This window comes from Rhizobium sp. TBD182, from assembly GCF_001950375.1.
Classification (GTDB): domain Bacteria; phylum Pseudomonadota; class Alphaproteobacteria; order Rhizobiales; family Rhizobiaceae; genus Agrobacterium; species Agrobacterium tumefaciens.
Map to the genome: position 1 here is coordinate 661185 of NZ_BDLN01000001.1, position 14891 is coordinate 676075.

General features: G+C 56.9%; 20 protein-coding genes and 2 tRNA genes. 9 read left to right on the forward strand and 13 right to left on the reverse strand.

Translation table 11 applies throughout. The features are described 5' to 3' along the window. Positions 1–285, reverse strand: a 285-nt coding sequence (locus T18_RS27490) for a DUF1269 domain-containing protein (protein ID WP_414896154.1), incomplete at its 3' end; no start/stop codon positions are given. Positions 286–504: 219 nt separating this feature from the next. On the opposite strand from T18_RS27490, the gene T18_RS03330 reads away from it, so the two are divergent. From T18_RS03330 to T18_RS03340, 3 genes are all read left to right on the forward strand, one after another. After that, positions 505–581: transfer RNA gene (locus T18_RS03330), tRNA-Pro, on the forward strand. Between the two features lie 138 nt (positions 582–719). Continuing rightward, positions 720–980 (forward strand): hypothetical protein, encoded by a 261-nt coding sequence (locus tag T18_RS03335; protein ID WP_003512603.1) that lies wholly within the window; start codon positions 720–722, stop codon positions 978–980. A 170-nt stretch (positions 981–1150) separates the two neighbouring features. After that, on the forward strand, positions 1151–1354 hold the full coding sequence (locus T18_RS03340) for a hypothetical protein (RefSeq protein ID WP_013635930.1): 204 nt from the start codon (positions 1151–1153) through the stop codon (positions 1352–1354). A gap of 59 nt (positions 1355–1413) precedes the next feature. Here T18_RS03340 and T18_RS03345 read toward each other — a convergent pair whose 3' ends face one another. From T18_RS03345 to T18_RS03375, 7 genes are all read right to left on the reverse strand, one after another. Continuing rightward, positions 1414–1911, reverse strand: a complete 498-nt coding sequence (locus T18_RS03345; RefSeq protein WP_038490692.1) for a ferritin — start codon at positions 1909–1911, stop codon at positions 1414–1416. 116 nt (positions 1912–2027) lie between these two features. Further along, positions 2028–2483, reverse strand: a complete 456-nt coding sequence (locus T18_RS03350; protein ID WP_038490689.1) for a pseudoazurin — start codon at positions 2481–2483, stop codon at positions 2028–2030. Then, complete coding sequence (locus tag T18_RS03355) at positions 2480–3301, reverse strand: ABC transporter ATP-binding protein (protein ID WP_025593227.1); 822 nt, start codon at positions 3299–3301, stop codon at positions 2480–2482. Before T18_RS03355 ends, T18_RS03350 begins: the two co-directional genes overlap by 4 nt. Next, positions 3298–4350, reverse strand: a complete 1053-nt coding sequence (locus T18_RS03360; RefSeq protein WP_038492782.1) for a FecCD family ABC transporter permease — start codon at positions 4348–4350, stop codon at positions 3298–3300. The genes T18_RS03355 and T18_RS03360 overlap by 4 nt, the downstream gene beginning before the upstream one ends. Positions 4351–4470: 120 nt before the next feature. Further along, a complete protein-coding gene (locus T18_RS03365; protein ID WP_035198131.1) occupies positions 4471–5565 on the reverse strand; it encodes an ABC transporter substrate-binding protein in 1095 nt (364 codons plus the stop codon). A gap of 311 nt (positions 5566–5876) precedes the next feature. After that, entirely contained in the window at positions 5877–6431 is a 555-nt protein-coding gene (locus T18_RS03370; protein ID WP_038490685.1) for a dual specificity protein phosphatase family protein, read from the reverse strand. A 138-nt stretch (positions 6432–6569) separates the two neighbouring features. Further along, a complete protein-coding gene (locus T18_RS03375) occupies positions 6570–7157 on the reverse strand; it encodes a YqaA family protein (protein ID WP_038490682.1) in 588 nt (195 codons plus the stop codon). 516 nt (positions 7158–7673) lie between these two features. Between T18_RS03375 and T18_RS03380 the strand changes: the two genes are divergently transcribed. Next, positions 7674–8318: an exopolysaccharide biosynthesis protein gene (locus T18_RS03380; protein WP_025593222.1), complete on the forward strand. Its 645-nt coding sequence runs from the start codon at positions 7674–7676 to the stop codon at positions 8316–8318. Between the two features lie 3 nt (positions 8319–8321). Here the strand turns inward: T18_RS03380 and T18_RS03385 are convergent, their stop codons facing one another. Then, positions 8322–8600, reverse strand: a complete 279-nt coding sequence (locus T18_RS03385) for a hypothetical protein (RefSeq protein ID WP_038490679.1) — start codon at positions 8598–8600, stop codon at positions 8322–8324. A gap of 176 nt (positions 8601–8776) precedes the next feature. Here T18_RS03385 and T18_RS03390 point away from each other — a divergent pair. Beyond that, positions 8777–8851: transfer RNA gene (locus T18_RS03390), tRNA-Asn, on the forward strand. Positions 8852–8942: 91 nt separating this feature from the next. Here the strand turns inward: T18_RS03390 and T18_RS03395 are convergent. Next, complete coding sequence (locus T18_RS03395; RefSeq protein WP_038490676.1) at positions 8943–9335, reverse strand: DUF2934 domain-containing protein; 393 nt, start codon at positions 9333–9335, stop codon at positions 8943–8945. A gap of 169 nt (positions 9336–9504) precedes the next feature. Here T18_RS03395 and T18_RS03400 point away from each other — a divergent pair, with 169 nt between their 5' ends. Further along, entirely contained in the window at positions 9505–9744 is a 240-nt protein-coding gene (locus T18_RS03400; RefSeq protein WP_038490673.1) for a hypothetical protein, read from the forward strand. 69 nt (positions 9745–9813) lie between these two features. On the opposite strand, the gene T18_RS03405 is transcribed toward T18_RS03400, so the two are convergent. The 3 genes from T18_RS03405 to T18_RS03415 form a co-directional block, all read right to left on the reverse strand. Next, on the reverse strand, positions 9814–10257 hold the full coding sequence (locus T18_RS03405; protein WP_025593218.1) for a TIGR02594 family protein: 444 nt from the start codon (positions 10255–10257) through the stop codon (positions 9814–9816). A 113-nt stretch (positions 10258–10370) separates the two neighbouring features. Further along, on the reverse strand, positions 10371–10928 hold the full coding sequence (locus T18_RS03410; protein WP_038492779.1) for a methylated-DNA--[protein]-cysteine S-methyltransferase: 558 nt from the start codon (positions 10926–10928) through the stop codon (positions 10371–10373). 131 nt (positions 10929–11059) lie between these two features. Next, positions 11060–11347, reverse strand: coding sequence for a DUF982 domain-containing protein (locus tag T18_RS03415; protein WP_003512562.1), 288 nt, complete (start codon positions 11345–11347; stop codon positions 11060–11062). A 189-nt stretch (positions 11348–11536) separates the two neighbouring features. On the opposite strand from T18_RS03415, the gene T18_RS03420 reads away from it, so the two are divergent. From T18_RS03420 to T18_RS03430, 3 genes are all read left to right on the forward strand, one after another. After that, positions 11537–12976, forward strand: coding sequence for a cryptochrome/photolyase family protein (locus tag T18_RS03420; protein WP_038490669.1), 1440 nt, complete (start codon positions 11537–11539; stop codon positions 12974–12976). Between the two features lie 122 nt (positions 12977–13098). Further along, positions 13099–14136: a cysteine synthase A gene (locus tag T18_RS03425; protein WP_003512558.1), complete on the forward strand. Its 1038-nt coding sequence runs from the start codon at positions 13099–13101 to the stop codon at positions 14134–14136. 12 nt (positions 14137–14148) lie between these two features. After that, positions 14149–14886 (forward strand): alanyl-tRNA editing protein, encoded by a 738-nt coding sequence (locus tag T18_RS03430; protein WP_003512557.1) that lies wholly within the window; start codon positions 14149–14151, stop codon positions 14884–14886. The last annotated feature ends 5 nt before the right edge of the window (positions 14887–14891 follow it).

Genomic DNA, 14891 nt, shown 5'->3' on the forward strand with positions numbered 1-14891 from the left:
CGTTCCCGCACCGATCGCGCCGCCGATCGCAAATCCCGCGAGCGGATTGAGGAACAGCAGGCCAACGAGGCCGCCCCAGAGACCACCGGAGAGAAAACCGGAGCTTGCACCGATCGCCGTCAGATTGACGCTCTGCTTCAGGTGCACCTTGCCCTTTTCATCGCGAACGACGACGACGGCATCTTCCAGATCGACCAGATATTCCTTTTTCATTCCAGCAAGTTTCAGAAGGACCCGGTCGGCCTCTTCCGTTCCGTCAAAACCGACAACGACGAGTTCGGACATGTTTCATCTCCCTGAATTTCAGTTTCGCTTAGATTGGAACGCCAAAGAACACGGCAGGTTCCCGCCATGATGGAAGGATGATGTGTCACGCGTTTGACGGGCAACATCTTCGGGAAGAAAGTCCCCTACCCACCGTCCACAGCCTTTGTTCCTTTTTTCAAGAAAAGGCTATTTTCCGCTTGCGCCCTAACAGGCTTATATATAAACGGCTTTCAGGTTCGGAGCGTAGCGCAGCCCGGTAGCGCACTTGACTGGGGGTCAAGGGGTCGTGGGTTCGAATCCCGCCGCTCCGACCATTAAAAACAGATAGATAGCCAGTTCCCCCAGAGCTGGCTATAATTTTTTCAGCCACATTCTCGCCGGCGCCATGCGCGAATTGACAAGATGCGGTCTGGGTGTGCGTTTATCCAAGCCTGAGAACGAGGTGTGCTGTGATGGTCAAAAAAACAAAAATTGAACACTCGGAATTCTCAGGCGAATTTGAAGACGACGGTATCACGGTTCTGGTTGATATCTACCGGCCGGCTGGCACCCAGCAGGATTGGACGCTCGAGGTTATCAGCGAGCATGATGATGTCACCACCTGGGAAGAACCTTTCACGACAGACAAGGACGCCTGGGAAGAATTCCTGGCCACCTGTGAGAAAGATGGAATTCGCAGCTTCCTGGACGGCGAAGATCCATCCGTTCATTGACGCTTGACACTGCGGTGCGAGGCCGTGGCGGGCGCGAGTGCATTCAACGACAATTCCAGAAATATACCCTCATTGCAAAGCCTGTGACCGTCCAGAGACGGCACGCATTTGCCTTGTTGACTCTCTGCTAAAATTAGAACATTTAGTGAACAAACGAGAGGTCAACCGATATGCCCGATGCGGAAAAAATCACCCCTGTACGGCCTGACGACATAGCTGGATATGTCATCCAGTGTCATGATGGCGATGCGAAGGCGGCTGTTGAAACGCTGCTGGGCGAAATCGAACATTTGCAGGAACAGCTTTCCCTTGCGGTTGCCATCATGGGAAAAGGCTATACGCGTGGATGGACGCCGGATTTGGGAAGTGACTGAACCAGCCACAAGCTGCGTTTGATGCAGCTTGTGGAATATCGGTGAATGCTGCGCAGCTTTCAGGCCTTTTCAGCCAGTTCGCCGATTTCGCGGTCAATCAGATAAAGCGCATTGGGACCGTCACCGATCAGCTCGATCTTGCCCATTATCGTGCGGCACAGGCTGTCCTCCTCATGCTGTTCGTTCACGAACCATTGCAGGAAGGATGTGGTCGCATGGTCTTTTTCAGACCGAGCGAGATCAACCGCCGCGTTGATGGCGGCGGTGACACGCGATTCGTGTTGCGCGACAATTGCAAACAACCCCTTGATATCGTTTGCAGTGACCTGTGGAGCCGGCAGCTCGGTGAAAATAACTGGAGCTCCGAGATCGTTCAGAAAGCTGAAGATGCGGTGCATATGCTCCAGCTCTTCGGCAGCATGGCCAAGCAGAAACTTGTAGCAACCATCGAGATTGCGCTCAGCCGCCCAGGCGGCTGCCTGAAGATAGGCGTGGTGGGCGCGCAATTCGCCGTTGAGCAGGTCGTTCAATGTCATTTCGACTAGTTTATTTGCCATTGGTTTATCCTTGTTATGGTGATTGCAGCCATTTTTTTCGTGCGGGCTGCTTCACACACCCGGCGAGCGAGATAAGAGGGATCGAGCGTCCCATCCGGTCGAGCACGGAGATGGCGTCATTGCGCCGGCGTTACCTGTGCCAGAGCCGCGTCCAGCCTTTCGCCCTTCATGACCAGTTTGGGGCGCAGCTTCTCCGCCTTTTGCCTGACCGCTTCCAGATTGACGGGCTTGCCGACCTGGATCACACCGATCATCGCCATCATCAGATGCGGTGGGCAATAATAGAGATAGACGCCTTCCTTCTCGACGGTAACGGTGAAGGCCTCATCGAGCTTGCCTTTCCACGACGTTACGCCTTCCGGAACGGCATAGGACTGCACGTAATGGCTGGAATTTTGCGGCACGAAGGTGATGGTGTCGCCGGGCTCTGCCTTTACATAGGAAGGCTCAAACACCATGCTGCCGTCCGTGCCGTAATTGAGCATCAGCACCTTGTGTTCGGCAGCAAAGGACGGCGCGACAGAGAAGGTTACGGCCAAAGCCGCGGCAAACGTCATCAAAAATCGTTTCATGCAATTATTCCTTCAAGGGTTTTGAAATGTTCGGGCAGCGGGTCGCCAGCCGGCTGGATGACGGGATTGCCGCGCCTGTCCCGCAAAACTTCCACCGCCACCCCGTAGGTCTCGGAAATGAGCTTCGGCGTGACGATATCTCCCGGCGCGCCGGTCGCCTTCAATGCGCCATCGGAAATCACCAGCAGGTTGTCGGCATATTGGCAGGCGAGGTTGAGATCATGCAGCACGACCAGCGTTACCCAGCCATTGGCGCGGGTTTCCTGCCGCACCAGATCGAGAAGTGCCACCTGATGCTTGAGGTCCAGCGCGCTAACCGGCTCGTCCAGCAGCATCGCCTGCGGCTCGCGCATCAGAACCTGCGCGAAAAGCGCCATCTGCCGCTGCCCGCCGCTGAGGGAGGCGATCTCCCTGCCCGCCAGATGCGCTATTCCCGCCTGATGCAGGCGTGTCATGGCTAGGTCGAGCGTCTCGTCATCAATATGCAGCGACAGACGCCCGAAACGGCCGAGTGCCACCACCTCCAGCACGCTGAGCGCAATATCGGCCGTGGTGTCCTGCGGCATGTAGGCAAAGCCATCGCGCCACTGCCTTATATACCGCCCCGCCCTCTCCCCGGCCCGAAGGCGGCGGTCGCCGAGGCTGATCGAACCGGCAGCAAGTGGCAGATCGCCGAAGATCGCTCTCAGAAGGGTCGTCTTGCCCGTTCCGTTTGGGCCGATGACGGCATGAATATGCCCCGCCTCCAGACGCGCCGACAGCCCTTTCACAACAGTCTGTCCGCCGCGCTCGGCGGAAATCGAATCGAGAACCATCATCGGCCGCGCCTCTTCGGAGCGAAAATCAGCCACATCAGAAACGGCACGCCGACAATGGCCGTGACGATGCCAACCGGGAACAGCGCACCGGGAACGATCGATTTGGAGAGGATCGAGGCAGCCGACAGCATCAGCGCGCCGCTCAGCACCGACATGGGCAGGAAGAAGCGCTGATCCTCGCCCACGGTCATGCGGGCGATATGCGGCGCGACCAGCCCGATAAAACCGATGACGCCGACGAAGCTGGTGGCCGTCGCGGTCATGATGGCGACGATGACGAGAACCTTCATGCGCAGCCAGCGGACATTGATGCCGAGGCTTGCCGCCCGCATCTCCCCCATTCTGAGCGCGGTCAGCTTCCAGCAATCCGCCATCAGCAGGGCGCAGCAGAGGGCGGTCACGGCAGCGGTCAGGCCAAGCGTCGGCCAGGTCGCCTTGGTCAGGCTGCCGAACAGCCAGAAAAGGATCTGCTGGGACAGCTCCGGTGAGGACAGGAACTGGATGAGCGACAGCAGCGACTGAAACAGGAAAAGAAGCGCGATGCCGCCGAGAATGATGGTTTCGGTCGTCATCTGCCGCATGGAGGCCAGCGTGAAGAGAAAAAGTGCTGCGAGCATGGAAAAGACGAACGCGCCCAGCGGAACGGCAATCATGGCATCCAGCCCGAGACCCCCAAGCGCCAGCACCAGCGCCGCACCGAAACCGGCCGCTGCGGCCATACCGAGCGTATAGGGGCTCGCCATGGGATTATTGAGCAGGGTCTGCATTTGCGCGCCGCCTGCGCCGAGTGCCGCACCGACGGCAAGCGCCATCAACGCCATGGGCAGGCGAAGGCCGCGCACGATGGAATCGGTCATGGCGGCCCGTTCGCCAAGGCTGGTCAGCGACTTCACCACTTCGGCGGGCGACAGCAGCGAAGGACCAGTGGCGATATCGAGAACGAGGCTCACCGCCATCAATACGAAGAAGATAGAGACGACACGCCAGCGACGGCGCTCGCGCAGCCGGTGCGCATCGATGGCCTCGGCGTTGCGGGCAGCAATTGTCATGAAAACCTGCCTGAAAGGACTGTCTGGAAAAGCGGACGCCGCAAAGGCGGCGTTCGCGAGATTTCGCCACTGTGGCGGCGAAGAAAGCACGTTTCTGCGCCGCCACAGGCAAGCGCGATATCAATCCTTGACGGCGATGGCGAAAGTGCCTTGAGGCGTTACCGGAAGGTACTTCTTGTAATAGCCGAGATAGTTGGCGATCGGATCGACATCCTTGAACTGCTCGGGATATAGCTGCTTTGCGATGTACTGAACCATAGCGAAATCGGAGAGCGTGCGCGACGCACCCTGGTAGACACCGAACAGCTGGCCGTTCTTGATGGCGGGCAATTCGCTCCAGCCCTGACGGGCCTCAAATGCCTTGAGTTTCTCGCCTGCGTCTGCCGCCTTCACCGCCTGTCCCATGGGCAGAGCTGCCGGGTTCTTGTTGTTTTCGCGACCGGAAATGAAGATGGCGTCAGGCTTGGACGCCAGAACCTGTTCTGGATTGATCGGTCCCCACCATTCGACGAAGGGAGCGGCAATGTTGTCGCCGCCAGCCGCCGTGGACATGGCGCCCCACATGTTCTTGCCGTAGGTGAAAGAATATTCGGCCGGGCCCTTGTTGCCGAACTCGACATAGACCTTCGGTTTCGGCTTTCCGGACTTGGCGACCCGGTCAGCGACCTCTTTCAGCGAACCGGCATAGAAGTCGGCAATTTCCTTGCCACGCTTCTCCTGGCCGGTCAGGTCGCCAAAAAGCCGGGTCGAGGCGACGTGCCGCTCGACCGTCTGGGCGTTGTAGTCGACGACGACGACGGGAATGCCCTCTTCTTCCAGACGATCGGCATCGAGACCAAGCGCTTTGTATTGCCAGTCTGCCAGAATCACCAGATCGGGATTGAGGCTCAACACTTTTTCGACCGAGAAAGTCTGCGCTTCCACTTCACCGACATCGGCAATGTCGGCAAGCGAGGCGCGATGCGCGAGATGCATCTTCCAGTTGGCGGGTACCCAGCCTTCCCAGGCTTCGCGAGAAATGCCGACGACGGAATCATAGGCTTTCTCGCCGCCGACCGCCATGTAGTCCTCGAAGTAGAAACCGAGAACAACGCGCTTTGCTGGAAGGTCAACCTTCACTTCGCGTCCGATGACATCTGTGATGGTCTTTTGTTCAGCCATTACATAAGGGGCGGTAAAGAGAATAGATAAGAGCGATGCGGCAAGGCCGCTCATAAATGATTTTGGGGTCATGATGCGATCCAGAAGTTGAAACAACGTCGCTCTATAAAAGATGATTTAAAGAGTCAACTTAATTATTGGATCGCATAAGTTACTAATATATAGACAAAAAATGTGATTTCCGACGAATCTTGAGAGGGAGAAATCGGCCGCCTGATGAAAGACAGGTTGCGTCGTTGATAACTCAACAGTTAAGAAACCAAGCGTTTGGGGCCCGTCCCGACCGTTGCGCGATCAGAACGGAACGCAAAATCCCGCTTCAGGAGATCGATCAGCAATTTTGCGGATATTATGCCCGACCGTTTTCAAAACTCGTTTGAAGCAATTGTGAAGTCGTCGGCGATCGACATGTGTTCGACATTTTCCCAGGTCTGGTCCATGGCATAGGTCTCAGACAGATAGGGGATGCCGATATGGCCGTAGCGGACGGAAAGCTGGCTCTCAGCCGCCTTTTCACCGAGATACGCGACGCGGCCGAGATAAAGCGCGGTCGCAAGGCCTGTCCTGTCCGCACCGGACTTACAATGGATGAGGATGGGTTTCGGCGCATCACGCATGATCGCGACCAACTGATTCACCGTGGTCATGTCAAGTTCGTGGCGGGCTGACATGCCAAAATCGATATGGGTCAACCCAAGCTCGCGCGAGGTTTTGATCTCATCCTTGTACCAGTCCTCGGATTCATTCTCTCCGCGCAGATTGATGACCGTCTTGATGCCATGGTCCCTGGTATAGCGGACCAGCTGCTCACTGCTTGGCTGGTTGGAGCGGTAAAGCTGCCCTGCCACCACCTCGTGAAAGTTGCCGAGAAGCTGGATGGCGAGGAGATAACCGCCTGCGGCAAGCACAGCAATACCCATGCCCCCCAAGGAGCACTTCCATAATCTTCGCATAATAAATCGGTTCTCTCATTGGACGAGACAACCGATACAGCTGGATTCTGACAGTAGGCTGAAAGTTATGCGACAGTATTGTAAGAGTAGAAAAACTGCGTTTCGTCAGCGCACGAAAACGTAGACCGCATAGATGGCGATGAGCGCTGCGGCCACAGCGGCGGCGATAATACCAAGGCGTTTTTCGATGAAGTGGCGCACCGGTTCACCGTATCTTTGCAGCAACCCGGCGAGGATGAAAAAGCGCGCGCCGCGCGTGACGACAGCCGAGAGAATGAACAGGCCGAGGCTGATATTGGCCGCACCGGAGAGGATGGTGACAACCTTGATCGGCGGCAGATGCGCAAAGCCCGATGTCACCAGCAGGAGAATGATGGTCTCGTAATTTACCGAATTCTTGAGCTGCTCGAAGCTGTCCAGCTTGCCGTAAAATTCCAGAATTGGCCGCGCGATACTCTCGAAAGCATAGTGGCCGAGAAACCAGCCGGCAATGCCACCGAGAACGGAAGCGACCGTTGCCACGAGCGCATAAAACATCGCCTTTTTTGGCTTTGCCAGCACCATGGGCAGGAAAAGCACATCCGCCGGCACAACGAAGACGGAGCTTTCGACGAAGGCCACGATCGCCAGCCACCACACGGCGCTTTTGCGCGCGGCAAGCGCCATCGTCCAGGCATAGATGTTTTTCAGCATTTCATGTCCCCGGGGAAGATCGTTTTAGACCGAAGGCAAGGCGGGAGCCAAGGCATCTCAGTGGCGGTTTGTCAGCGGCGGACGGTCTGACTATCGACCGCCGCCAAATCAGGATTAGAGACAACGCAAGAGAATGGCAAATGTTGGAAGATTTATTTTTTGCGTTGCGGCAAACGAGAAAAACAAACAATTCCAGACCGCAGCGGCGGATGGTTGCTGCGATGCGAAATTTCATCCTCAGGTAGATAAACCGGCCTTTTCGCGGTAGAATAAGGTGTGGCGGAAAGAGGAGGAAGTTATCATGGACTATGTAAGCTTCATTACGTCGATCAATCCGGTCATACTGGTCATCCTGCTGATTGTTCTTCTCGCAGGCGCCTACAGCAGCTGGGTTTCCCACTGACAAAGGCGGGCAGCAGCACCGGTCCGAAAAGACGCTGATTTTCCATCGGCGGTAGGCATTTGGCCGGATGAATGTTATCAAACCCGGAGTTAAAGCAACTTCCGGGAAGCCTGATGTCGAACGAATTCGCATTCACTGATACGTCTGAAAAGCTCAGCACCACGCTCGAAAAGCTGATTGGGAAACTGCAAGGTCAGACGATCACATTGCGCGAGCTGATGGAGGCAATCGGCGAACAGGGCCTGTTGCTCATCTGTGCCATAGCTTCCCTGCCCTTCCTCATTCCGGTCTCTATTCCCGGCGTCAGCACCGTGTTTGGCGCAGCGATCATTCTCGTCAGTCTGGCCATCACCCTCAACCGTCTGCCATGGCTACCGGCCAGGATTCTCGACCGGCAGATGGAAACGGCAAAGCTGGTGCCGGCACTGCAGAAAGGCGTCGCCATAGTCTCCAGGCTCGATCGCTTCATCCGCCCGCGCCTTCCGGCGCTGACGGCGGGCATCGTCGCCAATAGAGTGAACGGACTTGCGCTGATGACCGCTGGCGTGTTGCTGATGATGCCGCTCGGCTTCATTCCCTTCTCCAACACCCTGCCTGGCGTCGCCATCCTGCTTTTTTCGGCGGGTATGATCCAGAGGGACGGCGTGACCGTTCTCGGCGGATATCTGTTTCTCGTCCTGACGGCGATTTATTTTGCAGCACTCGCCTATGCCGCCTTCTGGGCCGGACAGGGCCTCAGCAGCTCGATGGGCGGCTGATCCTTATTGTCCACCTCTATTGCGGGTGTTGCGGCCATTGCGTCGCGATGCCCACCAGACTGCCAGCCGCCGCCGCCTGCGGCGAACCGCCGGCAAATCGTGGGAAAGCACGATAAGACCAAGCGGGACCATCCAGAAACCGAGGATGGGCAAAAACCCGAGCGTTCCGCCCACCACCAGTGCCGAGCCGGTGGCGATCCTGCCGACGCGCGAACGCGGCATGGCAACGCTCCATTTTCCGAGATTGAGACGACCCATTCTGTGGTCCATTCCAAATTTCATTCCATACTGCCCTTTAACATCTGGCCTGTGGATAATTTTTTCACCGTCGATAAGCCCGGAAAATCGGGACTCCGGCGAGATAAAACAAGATGAATGCGTTTTTTTTGAAAAAAGCGCTTGGCAAATCGGAAAAGCATTTGTATTACCCCGCTCACACCGCGCCAAGCAGCGCACGTTCCCTGGTAGCTCAGCGGTAGAGCATTCGACTGTTAATCGACAGGTCGCCGGTTCGAATCCGGCCCGGGGAGCCATTTTTTCCAAAATATGGCATGACGAGCGAGATGCCGCAGCATTCGCTCTATATCGATCTTGGCATAGGCGCGTAGCTGGGCGTTATTGACCTCAGGTCTTCTTCGCCACACGCTTCGTCGAAGTAGACGCGTTGGTGAGTGCCGGCGGATCGCTTGCCGGGAAACTTTCCTCTAGGCTTTCGGTCAGGTCGTCGTCTTTTCGGCTGGCCTCCGCTTTTTGCTCTTTCTGAAGAGATTTTACCGCTGGTGATTTGGCATTTTTTGCCGACGCCTTATCCGCAGTCACCTTCTTCTGGACCAAGGACTTGGCGGCAGCGGGTTTCTTCGCGCCATTTTTGCCATTGGTCTTTCCGGTTTCTGTGCTTGCCGAGACCTCCCGCTCCGCCTCCATCCAGTGGCGTTCGTGATGTCCCTCCGGTCTGCCTTCCCTCTCCCATATTGCGCGGGCTTTTTCGCGGATTGCTGCTTCGCGATCATGGTTCATAACGTCCTCCTCTTTGCGTCGCATCGGCTTTGACTGTGCCAATTGAAAAACAGAAATGGCCGGAAATTGTTCCGCGTCCGGAGATTGCGCATGCGCATTTCCCTGAAAAAAGGGAACCCTACTCACTGCAGGATCGTTTGCCCGGCAGGAACCCGCAGGAGGACCATCCATGAGCGATCCGAAACAGAAGAAAAACGAACCTCTCGATATCAAACACGAAGATTTGCCGCGTTTTGAAACCGACAGCGAACTCAAATCGAAAGAAAGTGAGATTTACCCCGATGAATCCATAAGCCTGCGCGCACGCCGGCAGGCAGCGCGGCAACACGAGGATGCCTTCATCGTCGCCACAGACCTTGAGGACGATGACCAGCGCGATGCGGCACCCGGCACAAGGGAACAGCCATAGGGGCCTTAAAACGCATAAGGCGGGCCACAGCCCGCCTTTATAAGGATCGTCGTAAAGTTGGTACGGTCTTCAGCGACGCACGGAAACGATGGCCTTGCGGTTGAAGTTCGACACCTGCACCCGGCCGGACTGATTGCCGCCGAGAATTTGCGCTGTCTTGCCGCTCATGCTCTTCAATATTCCGGCGTGATAACCGCGGCCGTTGCGAATGACGACAACATCGCCCGGTTTGGCGGCGGCGACGGGAACGGCATAACCGAATGACGTCCAGGATTTTGCAAATCCGTAGGATTTGGGCGATGCGCGCCCGGCCTTGCTGGCAACGGCATGCAGGAACAGGCCACACCACGGTGTGCTGCGGGGATTTGCCCCAAGAATATTCTTCAGGCTCTTGTTGTTTTTGGATTCATGCAGTCCGGTGTATTTTTCAGCCTGGTTCAGCATGCCAGCCGACGCGGGTGCCACGACTGTAAAAGCCAAGGCAGCGGATAGAATTAACGCGGATACTCTCAAACGTCTCGCCCTTATGTTAGAGGGCGTCCGTGTATTGTGACAATTTAGCGACAATTTGACGAGAAAAGGGCAGAAATCAGACGGCTATTCATGTGGACTGATCTGTCATTGCTTTAAAACAGGCTGCCCTGTGCATCGTCAGCACGGCTGCGGCCGGCATTTTCGAGATCCAGCATGCGTAATTTGGTGTTCGTTCCACCCGGCGCGGAAAAGCCACCCAGCCGGCCGCCAGCCGCCAGAACACGGTGGCAGGGAATGATCAGCGGCACGGGATTTTTCGCCATGGCCTGCCCGACGTCGCGGGCCTTTTCCATGGAGAGGCCCAGCGTTTTTACGATACCGCCATAGGTCGTCGTGCGGCCCCAGCCGATATGCCGTGCCACCTCATAGACATCTAGAAAGAACCGCTCCTGCCCGGCAAGATCGAGTTCCACGGGCGTAAAATCAATCTCTTCACCATCGAAATAGCGGGTAACCATCGCAATCGCCTCACGGGCGCGTGTGTCAGGTACAGCGATGGAAGATGACGGCAGGCGTTTCTGGATAAGTTTTTCGGTTTCACCGGCATCTGCGCTGGGCAATTGCAGACGGGCGATACCGCGCTCTGCCCATGCGAGGCCGCAATGGCCGAGAGCTGTCGGGAAAACAATATAGCCGTAGTGGTTGGTCATTGCCGTATTCATCCGCTTTGCACGCGCACGATGCCATATCCTGCGTTCGACACAACCCGTTTTTGGCGGCGGATAAAACAAGGCCACCCGGCTTTACGGGTGGCCTTTCACATCTCAATCCGGCAACGCTGTCAGGATGCAAGTTTACCCTGATCTTCCACCTTGTTTCCGGCCTCCAAGAGGCATTGCGCCTGCCGGCTTGCGGTAACGAAGGCGGCGCGCGCAATCTCTCCAGCCACGTCCCCCATCAGCGAGGCGCGGCACAGACGCAGGGCCTGCTCATGCGCCTTGTCACCGCGTTGTGGCCATTCGTGCTGCAGAAAATCGAAGGCCTCGTAAACGCCGTTGAAAATCCGGGGAGCACCGTTTTCCAAGGATATGGTAACAGGCTTTTCCCACTTAACGTCTTTCAGCAACATTGATTGTACTTCCATGCTCTATTAACCAGCGAAAAACGCCGGCTCCTCCAGTTGGTTCCCTTCACTTTCGGTTTCAAGGTCGAAAAAATAGCCCTCGAAAAACCATGTGCCTCCAGCTTTCCATTCTACGCGATTTGAGGAACAAAGCGTTTCAACACTCGTTCAAGCGGAAGTGAACCGGATCCCTTCATGCCAACAAAATCCTCTCCTGTTATCGTCTGGTTCCGCAAGGACTTGCGTCTTGCGGACAATCTCGCCCTTCTCGCAGCGGTGGAGCATGGCGGCCCCGTCATGCCGATCTATATCCGTGAGACATCCAGCGGCCCGCTGGGCGGCGCGCAGGAATGGTGGCTTCACCATTCGCTTGCCTCTCTTTCCGCGGCGCTGGAAAAATGCGGCAGCCGTCTACTGCTCAGAAGCGGCAACGCAGAGGAGACGCTGCGCCGGCTTATAGCCGAGACCGGTGCGGATGCAGTCCTCTGGAACCGTCGCTATGAGCCGACCGGCATGGCAACGGACAAGGCACTAAAAGAGGCGCTTGGGGACGACGGCCTGACAGTTCGCAGCTTTGCCGGACACCTGCTGCATGAACCATCCCGGGTGCAGACCAAATCCGGCGGTCCATACCGGGTCTACACGCCCTTCTGGCGGGCTCTGGAGGGTGGCGAGGAGCCACATACGCCGGCGGATGCACCGCAGAGCCTGAAGGCACCTGAGACATGGCCAAAATCGGAGAAACTCAATGATTGGAAGCTTCTGCCGGTCAAACCGGACTGGGCCAAGGGTTTCAGCGAGATATGGACACCCGGTGAAAATGCCGCGCGGGAAAAACTCGATGATTTCATCGATGGTGCCTTGAAGGGTTATGAGGAAGGCCGCGATTTTCCGGCGAAGGACGCCACGTCGCTTCTTGCGCCGCATCTGGCGCTCGGCGAAATATCGCCCGCCGCCGTGTGGCATGCGACGAAGGGGCTATCACGCCATATCGCGTCCAACGATATCAGCCGTTTCCGCAAGGAACTCGTCTGGCGGGAATTCTGCTACCATCTGCTGTTCCACTTTCCCGAGCTGGACGAGAAAAACTGGAACGACAGTTTCGACGCCTTCGGCTGGCGGGACGATGAGACATCCTTCAACGCCTGGACGCGTGGCCTGACGGGTTATCCGATCGTGGATGCCGGCATGCGGCAATTGTGGAAACATGGCACCATGCACAACCGGGTGCGCATGATAGTTGCATCCTTCCTCATCAAACATCTACTTATCGACTGGCGCAAAGGCGAGAAGTGGTTCCGGGATACGCTTGTTGATGCCGATCCGGCCTCCAACGCCGCCAACTGGCAGTGGGTGGCGGGTTCGGGCGCGGACGCCTCGCCGTTCTTCCGCATTTTCAACCCCATATTGCAGGGGGAGAAATTCGATGCCGAGGGAGACTACGTGCGCCGCTTCGTGCCGGAGCTTGAAAAGCTTGAGCGAAAATACATCCACAAGCCGTTTGAAGCACCGAAAGAGGTGCTTAAAAAGGCGGGTATCGAGCTCGGCAAGACCTATCCCCTGCCGATCGTCGACCATGGGAAGGCACGGGAAAGAGCACTTGCATCCTACGCCGCAGTGAAGAACAACGCATAAAATTGGGTATCGGCAAAATTTTGCGTGGCGAAGCCTAAGGCGGGAAGATAATTTCTTGCCTTGAGGCGGTTGTAACGGGACATAACGGCACCTAATTTCCGCTCAGACAAGAAGGCTCAATCATGACCATTCATCCCTCTGCGCTCAGTGCTATCGGCAACACGCCGCTTATCCGTCTGAAAGCTGCCTCTGAAGCGACGGGGTGTGAAATCCTCGGCAAGGCGGAGTTTCTCAATCCCGGCCAATCGGTAAAGGATCGCGCCGCGCTTTACATCATCCGCGATGCGGAACGGCGCGGACAGCTGCGGCCGGGCGGCACCATCGTGGAAGGCACGGCAGGCAATACCGGCATCGGCCTGTCGCTGGTGGCCAATGCGCTCGGCTACAAGACTGTCATCGTCATTCCTGAGACGCAAAGCCAGGAAAAGAAGGATGCGCTGAAGCTTCTCGGCGCAAAGCTGGTCGAGGTTCCGGCGGCACCCTATTCCAACCCGAACAATTACGTGAAGGTTTCCGGCCGCCTGGCAAAACAGCTGGCCGCGACGGATGAAAACGGCGCGATCTGGGCCAACCAGTTCGACAATATCGCCAACCGTCAGGCCCATATTGAGACAACGGCACCGGAAATATGGGACCAGACGGACGGCAAGGTCGATGGTTTCATTTGCTCCGTCGGTTCCGGCGGAACGCTTGCGGGCGTGGCTGACGGCCTGCGCGATTTCAATCCCGATATAAAGATCGGCCTTGCCGACCCTGAGGGCGCCGCCCTCTACGAATTTTACAAGCATGGCGTCCTGAAGTCGGAAGGCTCCTCTATCACCGAGGGCATCGGCCAGGGGCGCATCACCGCAAATCTGGAAGGCTTCGCGCCGGATTTCTCCTATCGTATTTCGGATGCGGAAGCCCTGCCGGTGCTGTTCGATCTGGTCACGAAAGAGGGTCTTTGCCTCGGTGGCTCCTCCGGCATCAACATTGCCGGCGCAATCCGCCTTGCCCGCGAGCTTGGTCCGGGGCATACAATCGTGACGATACTTTGCGACTACGGTAATCGTTATCAGTCGAAGCTGTTCAATCCGGATTTCCTGCGCTCCAAGGGGCTTCCGGTTCCCCAGTGGCTGGCAACGAAAAGCGAGATTGCGGTTCCGTACGAAACCGTTTGAGGACATGCCGAAATGCCTGTGAATGCCCTGTTCCGTGACGATTTTTATCTTTCCACCGCAGAAGCGATCGTCACGGCGGTGCATGAGGATGGCGGCATCGAGCTCGACCAGACCTGCTTTTACGCCACGTCCGGCGGCCAGCCGGGCGACAGCGGCTTTCTCGAGCGGGCCGATGGTTCGCGCATCGAACTCGGCATTACCAAAAATGGCGCCGACAAGAGCGTTATCATCCATGTGCCGCTGGAAGGTCAGCCTTCCCCCGAAGTCGGTGAAAAACTGACCCTGCACGTAGACTGGCCGCGCCGTTACAAGCTGATGCGCATGCACACGGCCTGCCATCTGCTATCAGTCGTCTGCCAGTGGCCAATCACCGGTGCTGCCGTCGGCGAAGACGAATCGCGCGTCGATTTCGACATGTCGGAAACCATCGACAAGGATGAAGTCACGGCAAAGCTGATGGAACTGGTGAAAGCCAACCATCCCGTTTTCCTGCAATGGATTACCGACGAAGAACTTCAGGCCAATCCGGGCATCGTCAAATCCAAGAATGTGCGCCCGCCAATCGGCCTTGGCCGGGTCAGCCTTGTCTGCATCGGCGAAAATTCTACCATCGACAGCCAGCCCTGCGGCGGCACCCATGTTTCCGAAACGCAGGAAGTGGGCGATATTCACATTGCCAAGATAGAAAAGAAGGGCAAGGAGAACAGGCGGTTCCGCATTCGTTTCGGCACGCCTGAAGCTGCTGCCTGAAATCA

Coding starts and splice junctions, on each gene's coding strand:
- T18_RS03335 (WP_003512603.1), top strand. CDS start 720: ATGGTCAAAAAAACAAAAATTGAACACTCGGAATTCTCAGGCGAATTT.
- T18_RS03375 (WP_038490682.1), bottom strand. CDS start 7,157: ATGCTGAAAAACATCTATGCCTGGACGATGGCGCTTGCCGCGCGCAAA.
- T18_RS03385 (WP_038490679.1), bottom strand. CDS start 8,600: ATGAAATTTGGAATGGACCACAGAATGGGTCGTCTCAATCTCGGAAAA.
- T18_RS03350 (WP_038490689.1), bottom strand. CDS start 2,483: ATGAAACGATTTTTGATGACGTTTGCCGCGGCTTTGGCCGTAACCTTC.
- T18_RS03420 (WP_038490669.1), top strand. CDS start 11,537: ATGCCAACAAAATCCTCTCCTGTTATCGTCTGGTTCCGCAAGGACTTG.
- T18_RS03395 (WP_038490676.1), bottom strand. CDS start 9,335: ATGAACCATGATCGCGAAGCAGCAATCCGCGAAAAAGCCCGCGCAATA.
- T18_RS03360 (WP_038492782.1), bottom strand. CDS start 4,350: ATGACAATTGCTGCCCGCAACGCCGAGGCCATCGATGCGCACCGGCTG.
- T18_RS03410 (WP_038492779.1), bottom strand. CDS start 10,928: ATGACCAACCACTACGGCTATATTGTTTTCCCGACAGCTCTCGGCCAT.
- T18_RS03345 (WP_038490692.1), bottom strand. CDS start 1,911: ATGGCAAATAAACTAGTCGAAATGACATTGAACGACCTGCTCAACGGC.
- T18_RS03400 (WP_038490673.1), top strand. CDS start 9,505: ATGAGCGATCCGAAACAGAAGAAAAACGAACCTCTCGATATCAAACAC.
- T18_RS03355 (WP_025593227.1), bottom strand. CDS start 3,301: ATGATGGTTCTCGATTCGATTTCCGCCGAGCGCGGCGGACAGACTGTT.
- T18_RS03415 (WP_003512562.1), bottom strand. CDS start 11,347: ATGTTGCTGAAAGACGTTAAGTGGGAAAAGCCTGTTACCATATCCTTG.
- T18_RS03430 (WP_003512557.1), top strand. CDS start 14,149: ATGCCTGTGAATGCCCTGTTCCGTGACGATTTTTATCTTTCCACCGCA.
- T18_RS03365 (WP_035198131.1), bottom strand. CDS start 5,565: ATGAGCGGCCTTGCCGCATCGCTCTTATCTATTCTCTTTACCGCCCCT.
- T18_RS03370 (WP_038490685.1), bottom strand. CDS start 6,431: ATGGGTATTGCTGTGCTTGCCGCAGGCGGTTATCTCCTCGCCATCCAG.
- T18_RS03340 (WP_013635930.1), top strand. CDS start 1,151: ATGCCCGATGCGGAAAAAATCACCCCTGTACGGCCTGACGACATAGCT.
- T18_RS03380 (WP_025593222.1), top strand. CDS start 7,674: ATGTCGAACGAATTCGCATTCACTGATACGTCTGAAAAGCTCAGCACC.
- T18_RS03425 (WP_003512558.1), top strand. CDS start 13,099: ATGACCATTCATCCCTCTGCGCTCAGTGCTATCGGCAACACGCCGCTT.